This is a genomic window from Nocardioides sp. Leaf374 (genome assembly GCF_916862475.1).
Taxonomy (GTDB): domain Bacteria; phylum Actinomycetota; class Actinomycetes; order Propionibacteriales; family Nocardioidaceae; genus Nocardioides; species Nocardioides kribbensis.
Genome location: NZ_CAKASO010000004.1, coordinates 144,732 through 152,576, shown reverse-complemented (window position 1 = coordinate 152,576; position 7,845 = coordinate 144,732). Strand labels below are relative to the sequence as shown.

The following is a 7,845-nucleotide window of genomic DNA, read 5'->3' as shown; positions in this document are numbered from 1 at the left end:
CCACGCCGAGGACCAGGTGGTCATCGTCGACGACTCGCTCGTCGGTCTGCTCGCTCCGCACGTCGCGCAGCTGACCACGGTGCGCCACGTGCTCGTGGCCGGCCCCGAGGCCGCCTCGGCCGACCTCGCCTCGCTCGGCGCGGGCGGGGCCGAGGTGCACCTCTACGACGACCTCCTCGCCGCGCAGCCGGCAGCCTTCGACTGGCCGGAGCTCGACGAGCGCGACGCCGCGGCCATGTGCTACACCTCGGGCACCACCGGCAACCCCAAGGGCGTCGTCTACAGCCACCGCTCCGCGTGGCTGCACTCCCAGGCGGTCAACACCGGCAACGCCGCGGGGCTGTCCTTCGAGGACCGGGTGCTGCCCATCGTGCCGATGTTCCACGCCAACGCCTGGGGCCTGGCCTACTCCGCGCTCATGGCCGGGGCGTCGCTGTGCATGCCCGACCGCTGGCTCCAGGCCGAGCCGCTGGTGCGCTTCATCCGCGAGAGCCGCCCCACGGTCTCCGGCGCGGTGCCGACGGTCTGGAACGACGTGCTGGGCCACCTCGACCGGCACGCCGACGTGCGCCTCGACTCGCTGCGGCTCATCCTCTGCGGGGGCTCGGCGGTGCCGGTCTCGCTCCAGCGGGCCCTGCAGGAGCGCCACGGGCTGCTCGTGCGCCAGGCCTGGGGCATGACGGAGACCTCCCCGGTCGCCTCGGCCGGCATCCCGCCCGTGGGCGTCGACGAGGAGCGGGCCTGGGCCTACCGCGGCACCCAGGGGCGGCTGCTCTGCGGCGTCGAGGGGCGCATCGTGGCCGACGACGGCACGGTCCTGCCCCACGACGGCGAGGCCGTCGGGGAGCTGCAGGTGCGCGGGCCGTGGGTCACCGGCGCCTACTACCGGCCGGAGACCGACGAGCAGGCCGACGCGGCCGGGAAGTTCGACGCCGGCTGGCTGCGCACCGGAGACGTCGGCACGATCGACGGCCTCGGCTACATCGCCCTCTCCGACCGCGCGAAGGACGTCATCAAGTCGGGAGGCGAGTGGATCAGCTCGGTCGACCTGGAGAACGCCCTGATGGCCCACGACGCCGTGGTCGAGGCCGCGGTGGTCGGCATCCCCGACGAGAAGTGGCAGGAGCGACCACTCGCCTCGGTCGTCGTGCGCGAGGGGGCCACGGTGACGCCGGCCGAGCTGCGGGAGTTCCTGTCGGCCGACTTCGCCAAGTGGCAGCTGCCCGACGCCTGGGCCTTCATCGACCAGGTGCCGCGCACCTCGGTCGGCAAGTTCGACAAGAAAGTGCTGCGCCGCCGCTACGCCGACGGGGAGCTCGAGGTCGACCGCTGAGGATCCCCACCACCGCGGAGGCGGTCGCGGCCTCGGTGGCCTGCGCCCGCCGGCTCGGGCTGCCCGCCGACGACCCCGTCGTGGTGGCCGACGGCTACAGCGTGCGGGTGCACCTGCGGCCCGCTCCCGTGCTGACGCGTGTCGTCACGCGGGGGCGGGTGCTGCGGGGCGACCCGCGCCCGTGGATGGAGCGCGAGGTCGCGGTGGCGGCGTACGCCGCGCGGCGCACCGACGTCGTGGTGCCGCCGTGGCACGACCCGGGGCCGCACGAGGTCGACGGCCTCGAGGTGTCGCTGTGGTCCTGGGTGGAGGTGGTCCCCGGCACCGTGGCGCCGCAGGAGGTGGCGCTGAGCCTGCACGCGTTGCACCGGGCGCTGGCCGACTGTCCCGTGCCGCTGCCGCCCCTGGCGGGCCCGCTCGCCGACGTCGCCGCGGCCCTGCGCGTCAGCGACGACCCGGTGCTGCACGGCGCCGCCGCCGTGCTCCTGCCCCGGGCGCTGACCTGGCCCCGGCGCCCGCTCCACGGTGACGCCCACGCCGGCAACCTGCTGCCGACCGCCGACGGGCCGCGGTGGACCGACCTCGAGGACGTCTGCGCGGGTCCCGTCGAGTGGGATCTGGCCTCGCGCACCCACGACGAGCGGACCCGTCGGGCCTACCCCGGCCACCTCGACGTCACACGGCTGCAGGAGTGCCGCGACCTGCGCACCCTCCAGGTGCTGGCCGCCGTGCTGCTCGACGACCAGCCCGGCGACCAGCCCGACGAGGGGCTGCGCGGCAGGCTCGAGGCCGACCTGGCGCCGGTGCTCGCCGCCGCCGGCGCCACCGGGCGCCCGGGGGCCGGGCCTCAGGCTTCGCTGGGCACGTAGTCGGGGTCGGCGGCCGGGGCGTCGGCGGAGACCCCGGAGCCGGCCTGGGCGTGGGGCGACCAGTTCTCCAGCTCGGTCATGACCTCACCGTGCTTGTCGACGCAGATGACGACCAGGTCGCCACGGTTGGCCCGGCTCATCGCGTGGCGCACCGCCTCGATCTCGTCGAGCACGACCTCGACCTGCTTGCAGCGGCTGCCCTCGGCCATCGCCGAGCGGACGCCCTCGGTCACCAGGGCCGACACGTCGCCGCGCTCGCGCCCGCGCAGCTGGGCGTCCTCACGCACGATGACGACGTCGAAGTGCTGGGCCGCGATCTCGCCGAGCTCGCGCATGTCCTGGTCGCGGCGGTCGCCGGCGGTGGCGATGACGCCGATCCGCGAGGGACGGGCCAGCTCGTGCGAGCCGGCCATCGAGTCGCCGACACGGTCCACGAAGTCGCCGAGCGCACGCATGCCCGGGGCGTTGTGGCAGTAGTCGACGATGACGTTGACGCCGTTGACCTCCACCTCGTTGAGCCGTCCGGGGGAGAGGTAGTAGTTGGTGGAGAAGGTGCGCAGGCCCTGGCGGATGTCGTGCAGGGGAGCGCCGGCGGCGAAGGCCGCGGCCGCGGCGGCCAGCACGTTCTGCACGTTCATGCGCGCGCGGCCGTTGAAGGTCGCCGGCAGCAGGTGGGTCCAGGCCAGCTGCATCTCGCGGGGGCCGTGCTTGACCACGATCATCTCGCCGCGCTCGGAGCTGTTGAGCACCAGCGCCTTGCCGCCACGGCGGCAGTGCGCGTCGATCATGTCGCGCACCTCGCTGCCGGGCTCCTCCATGGAGATCCACACGACCTGGCCCGAGCAGCGCCGGCGCATGTCGCGCACCAGCGGGTCGTCGGCGTTGAGCACCGCGTGGCCGTCGCGGGGCACGGCCTCCACGAGGACCGCCTTGACGTCGGCGAGCTGCTCGACGGTGTCGATGCCGCGCAGGCCGAGGTGGTCGGGCTGCACGTTGAGGACGACCGCGACGTCGTTGCGCTCGTAGCCCAGGCCCTCGCGCAGGATGCCGCCGCGGGCCACCTCGAAGACCGCGAAGTCGACGCGGGGGTTCTGCAGGACCATCCGGGCCGAGCGCGGCCCGGAGGCGTCGGAGCGGATGAGCAGCCGCTCGTCGATGACGACGCCGTCGGTGGAGGTCATGCCGACCTTGCGGCCCATGCCCTTGAAGATGTGGCTGATCATCCGCGAGGTGGTCGTCTTGCCGTTGGTGCCGGTGACGGCCACGATCGGGATCCGCGACTGGGCGCCCGGCGGGAAGAGCATGTCGACCACCGGCTTGGCGATGAACTGCGGCTCCCCGATGGTCGGGTGGGTGTGCATCCGGAAGCCGGGAGCGGCGTTGACCTCGCAGATGGCGCCGCCGGTCTCGCGCACGGGCTCGGTGATGTCGGGGCAGATGAAGTCGATGCCCGCGATGTCGAGGCCGACCATGCGGGCGGCCTCCTCGGCGATCTCGACGTTCTCCGGGTGGGCCTCGAAGGTGCGGTCGATCGAGATGCCGCCGGTGGACATGTTGCCGGTGAGCGCGAGCTTGACCATGGTGCCGGCAGGAGGCACGTCGGACATCTCGAAGCCCTGCTCGCGCACCAGCTCGACCGCGGCGGCGTCGACCTTGATCCGGGTGAGCACCTTCTCGTGACCCACGCCGCGGCGGGGATCGGCGTTGGCGTCGTCGACGAGCTGCTCGACGCTGGAGGTGCCGTCACCGGTGACCGAGGCCGGCACCCGCTCGGCGATGGCCGCGACCTTGCCGTCGATGATGAGGCAGCGGTAGTCCTTGCCGGTGATCAGCGACTCCACGATGAGCACCCCGCGGCGCGACTCGGCGCGCGCGACCTCGTAGGCCTCGCGCACCTCCGCCTCGTCCTGGAGGTCGAGGCAGACGCCCCGGCCGTGGTTGCCGTCGAGCGGCTTGACCACGACGGGGTAGCCGATGCGCTGGGCCGCGCGCACGCACTGCTCGACGGTGCGCACCGACTCCTGCTTGGGCACCGGCAGGCCGGCCGCCCCCAGCAGCGTGGTGGTGAGGTCCTTGTCGCTGGCGATGTCGACGGCGATCGCCGAGGTCGCCGAGGTCATCGTGGCGCGGATCCGCTTGGCGTGGACGCCCTGTCCCAGCTGCACCAGCGAGTACTGGTTGAGCCGGATCCACGGGATGTCGCGGGAGACGGCCTCGTCGAGGATGGCCTGGGTCGACGGCCCGAACGCGGTGCGCTGCGCGCGCCGGATGAACTCCTCCAGGGAGGTGTCCCAGTCGAACTCGGGGTCGGCCTCGACCAGGTGGTTGACCAGCCGCACCGCGAGGCGCCCCGCGGCCAGGCCGACCTGCTCGTCGATGTAGCCGTAGACGACGTTGTAGACGCCCGGGCGTCCCTTGACCATCCGGGTCTTGCCGCGGCGTACGTCGTGGCCGACGACCTGCTGCAGCGCCAGGGCGCAGTGCTCGGCGACGTGGCCCAGCCAGGTGCCCTCGTGGAGCCGCTCGACGAAGCCGCCACGGCGACCGCGGGAGCAGGAGTGCTCGCGCAGCCCGGGCAGCATCTGCAGCAGCGTCTCGGTGAACCCCGGCACGGTGTTGGTGGGGAACTTCTCGAGCACCCCGAGGTCGACCACGAGGTGGATCGCCCGGTCGTAGGACCAGACGTTGGCGCCGCGGTAGACCCGCGTCTCGAGGATCGAGAGATCGGGCGTGGGGCGTTCGGTCATGAGGGTGCTCCGTCCTGGCTGCGGTCCGATGCGTGGTCGGTCGACTTCTTGGACTTCTTGGCCTCGCGCGCCTGGCGGCGCTTGAGGGTGGAGGGGGAGGCGTCGCCGGCGGCGATGTCGCGCGCCATCTGGCGCAGGTCCTTGCCGGCCTCGACCAGCTCGGCCTCCTCGGAGGGGTCGACACTGGCGCGCGGGGGCACGAGGGCGCGGGCGGTGAGGTCGAACGCCGCACCCTCCGGCAGCACGTGAAGCACGACGCCGCTGGCCAGCAGGGGCGCCGAGCGCTTGGCCTCGTAGGCGTTGGTGACGATGTGGGAGCCGTCCATCACGGTGACGGCGCCGCGCCCCAGCACCCGCAGCACGTCGCGGTCGGTGCCCGTGGCCTCGTCGACCTCGTGCTCGACGACGGCCGCGGTGTCCTCGTCGACGCCGATGCCCAGCAGCTGGGGCGACTGCGCCACGATCATCAGCAGGCGGCCGTAGCGGCTGCGCTGCTCGAAGTGCTGGTCGATGACCACCGACTGGAGCAGGCCCAGGCCCGCCGCGACCTGCGTCATCCGCTGCTTGGGCGTCGTGCCGCCCACGCCGAAGGCCACCATGTGGCTCGACTGGATGCTGGCGCCGGCCGAGGTGCCGGCCACCACGGTGCCGGCCCGGTGCGCGGCGACGATGGCGTCGCCCACCGGGGTGCCGCAGACCATGGAGGACAGCTTGAGCTGGTTGCCGCCGGTCATGAAGATGCCGGTGGCCTTGCCCAGCGCCTCGACCAGGTCGGGGTCCTGGGCCTCCTCGCGCGACTCCGGTCGCACCGTGACGACCTCGGCGGCGCCCTCGCGGCGGAACAGCGCGTCGTAGACCTCGACGACCTCCGGGCCCAGCGAGGAGGCGGTCGGGATCACCGCGATCCGCGCCTCGGGCCCGCCGGCGGCGGCCACGAACTCGCGCAGGATGGTGCGGCGACGCAGCTTGTCCTCGGCACCGCCGATGATCATCAGGGGTCCACGGGGCATGGGCGCAACGCTAGGGCATGCGGTGTTGAGCCCGACCCTCGCGCCTGTCACGCTGGCCCGCGTGACCGACAGCACCCCCCGACGCCTCGTCGTGATGCGCCACGCCCGCGCCGAGCACAGCGGCCCCTCCGACCACGAGCGCCGTCTCACCGACGGCGGCGCCGACGACGCCCGCGCCGCCGGTGCCTGGCTGGCCGGCCTCGGCCTCGAGCCCGACCACGTGCTGGTCTCCGCCGCGCTGCGCACCCGCGAGACCTGGGAGGCCGTCGCCGAGGGCGCCGGCTGGGACGACGACGCGACCCACGACGAGGGGCTGTACGCCGCCGGACCCGAGACCGCCCTCGACCTGGTGCGCCAGTCCCCGGCCGACGCACTCACGGTGGTCGTGGTGGGCCACAACCCGACCATGGCCACGCTGGCGCAGCTGCTCGACGACGGCGAGGGCGACGAGGAGGCCAGCAACGACCTGGCCGGCGGCTTCCCGACCTGCGCGGCCGCCGTGCTCGAGGTCGACGACGACTGGGCCGACCTCGAGGAGCAGTCGGCGCGGCTGCTGGCCTTCCACGTGTCCCGGTCCTGAGCCGGGGCCCGGACCCGCCGCACCGACGGCAGCGTCGGGCAGCGGCGCCTCCCGGTGCGGGCTCAGACCGGGGGAGCGGGGGTGACGATGCCGACGGCGGCGTCGGCCGCCTCGACCTCCTCGCGGGTGATGCCGAGCAGGTACATGATGGCGTCGAGGTAGGGCACGTTGACCGCGGTGTCGGCGGCGTCGCGCACCATCGGCTTGGCGTTGTAGGCGATGCCCAGCCCGGCGGCGGCGAGCATGTCGAGGTCGTTGGCCCCGTCGCCGATGGCGATCGTGGAGCCCACGTCGACGCCGACCTCCCCGGCGAACTCCCGCAGCGCCTGCGCCTTGGCGGCCCGGTCGACCACGGCCCCGACGATGCGGCCGGTGAGCCGACCGTCGACGATCTCCAGCTCGTTGGCCCGGGCGAAGTGGATGCCGAGCTCGGCGGCCAGGCGGTCGGTGATCTGGGTGAAGCCGCCGGACACGATCGCGAAGCGGTAGCCGAGCCGGCGCAAGGTGCGCACCATCGTCCGGGCGCCGGGAGCCAGCTCGACGGCCTCGTAGACCTCGGCGAGGGCGGTCTCCGGCACGCCCTCGAGCAGCGCGACCCGGGAGCGCAGCGACTCCTCGAAGTCGAGCTCGCCGCGCATGGCGCGCTCGGTGACCTCCGCCACCTCGGCCTCGCAGCCCGCGTGGGCCGCGATCATCTCGATCACCTCGCCCTGGATGAGGGTGGAGTCGACGTCCATCACGATCAGGCGCATGCCGTGGCGCAGGATGTCGGCCGGCTGCACGGCGACGTCGAAGCCCTCGCGCGAGGCCTCCGTGGCCAGCACGGTGCGCAGGGCCCGCGGGTCGGCGCCCGAGACGTGCAGCTCGATGGCGGTGACGGGGTAGCGCGCCATGCGCTCGATGCGGTCGATGTTGGCCCCGGAGTCGGCGATGCGACCGGCGACGGCGGCCATGGCCGTGGCCCGCAGCGGAGCGCCGATCACCGTGACGTGGACGCGCCCGGAGCGGCGCGAGGGGTTGTCGCCGGTGCCCTCCTCGACCTCGACGTCCATGTCGAGGCCGCGCGCGGTCTGCTCGACGGCCTCGCGCAGGCGGCGGGCGTCGCGCGGCACCGTGACGAGCACGCCGAGCACGAGCCGCCCGCGCAGGACGATCTGCTCGACGTCGACGACCTCGACGCCGGCGCGCGAGAGCGTGGAGAAGACCGCCGACGTGACGCCGGGCCGGTCGCGGCCGGTGAGGGTGAGCAGGAGGGTCTCGGGGCGCGTCTGGTCCATGGCGGGCACGAGGCTAGCGGAGCCGCGGC

Annotated in this window: 6 protein-coding genes; 3 read left to right on the top strand and 3 right to left on the bottom strand. The window is 73.8% G+C overall.

Annotated elements, in window-relative coordinates; genetic code table 11:
* Together LPA27_RS03530 and LPA27_RS03525 are read left to right on the top strand one after the other, a co-directional pair.
* Nucleotides 1–1,333: long-chain-fatty-acid--CoA ligase (locus tag LPA27_RS03530; RefSeq protein WP_228941514.1), on the top strand; the 1,333-nt coding region annotated here is incomplete at its 5' end.
* A 35-nt stretch (nucleotides 1,334–1,368) separates the two neighbouring features.
* Nucleotides 1,369–2,202 carry a phosphotransferase gene (locus tag LPA27_RS03525; RefSeq protein ID WP_228941513.1) on the top strand — a complete coding sequence of 278 codons (834 nt, stop codon included), beginning with the start codon at nucleotides 1,369–1,371 and terminating at the stop codon, nucleotides 2,200–2,202.
* Here the strand turns inward: LPA27_RS03525 and cphA are convergent.
* On the bottom strand, nucleotides 2,181–4,949 hold the full coding sequence (gene cphA, locus LPA27_RS03520; protein WP_056904014.1) for a cyanophycin synthetase: 2,769 nt from the start codon (nucleotides 4,947–4,949) through the stop codon (nucleotides 2,181–2,183). The two genes, LPA27_RS03525 and cphA, sit on opposite strands and share 22 nt — an antisense overlap.
* Complete coding sequence (locus tag LPA27_RS03515; RefSeq protein ID WP_056904015.1) at nucleotides 4,946–5,959, bottom strand: cyanophycinase; 1,014 nt, start codon at nucleotides 5,957–5,959, stop codon at nucleotides 4,946–4,948. Before LPA27_RS03515 ends, cphA begins: the two co-directional genes overlap by 4 nt.
* A 61-nt stretch (nucleotides 5,960–6,020) precedes the next feature.
* Here LPA27_RS03515 and LPA27_RS03510 point away from each other — a divergent pair, with 61 nt between their 5' ends.
* Nucleotides 6,021–6,539, top strand: a complete 519-nt coding sequence (locus LPA27_RS03510; protein ID WP_228941512.1) for a SixA phosphatase family protein — start codon at nucleotides 6,021–6,023, stop codon at nucleotides 6,537–6,539.
* A gap of 62 nt (nucleotides 6,540–6,601) precedes the next feature.
* On the opposite strand, the gene serB is transcribed toward LPA27_RS03510, so the two are convergent.
* Nucleotides 6,602–7,816 carry a phosphoserine phosphatase SerB gene (serB, locus tag LPA27_RS03505; protein ID WP_056864373.1) on the bottom strand — a complete coding sequence of 405 codons (1,215 nt, stop codon included), beginning with the start codon at nucleotides 7,814–7,816 and terminating at the stop codon, nucleotides 6,602–6,604.
* Nucleotides 7,817–7,845 lie beyond the last annotated feature (29 nt).

What these genes read in the sequence shown, in the direction of transcription:
- serB (WP_056864373.1), bottom strand. Translation starts at nt 7,816, where the DNA reads ATGGACCAGACGCGCCCCGAGACCCTCCTGCTCACCCTCACCGGCCGC.
- cphA (WP_056904014.1), bottom strand. Translation starts at nt 4,949, where the DNA reads ATGACCGAACGCCCCACGCCCGATCTCTCGATCCTCGAGACGCGGGTC.
- LPA27_RS03515 (WP_056904015.1), bottom strand. Translation starts at nt 5,959, where the DNA reads ATGCCCCGTGGACCCCTGATGATCATCGGCGGTGCCGAGGACAAGCTG.